The organism is Saliphagus sp. LR7 (assembly GCF_003344565.1).
Lineage (GTDB): Archaea > Halobacteriota > Halobacteria > Halobacteriales > Natrialbaceae > Saliphagus > Saliphagus infecundisoli.
Window position 1 is genome coordinate 1 of record NZ_QPND01000099.1, and the last position, 299, is coordinate 299.

The following is a 299-nucleotide window of genomic DNA, read 5'->3' on the forward strand; positions in this document are numbered from 1 at the left end:
GACGCCGAGGGCCAGTACGCTCTCGACGTTCCCGCGGGGACGTACGTCGTCACGGTCGCGGCAACCCCGCCGGGCTACCAGCCCGAGGAGATCGTCACCGTCTCTGCGGGTGAAACCGTCGAGGGCGTCGATTTCCAGATCGACCGCAGCCCGGGCTCGATCGAGGGCCAGGTCACCAACGCCGCGGGCGTCCCCATCGAGGGCGCCGAAGTCGTCGACGCCGATCAGGGGGCCTTTTCGGCGACCACGGACGCCGACGGCAACTACACCATCGAGGGCGTCACGCCGGGAACGAAGGC

General features: G+C 69.9%; 1 protein-coding gene. It reads left to right on the forward strand.

The window, feature by feature from the left end; translation table 11 throughout:
* Window positions 1-299 (forward strand): carboxypeptidase-like regulatory domain-containing protein (locus tag DVH23_RS23340; RefSeq protein ID WP_157972605.1); only part of this gene is annotated, 299 nt, incomplete at both ends.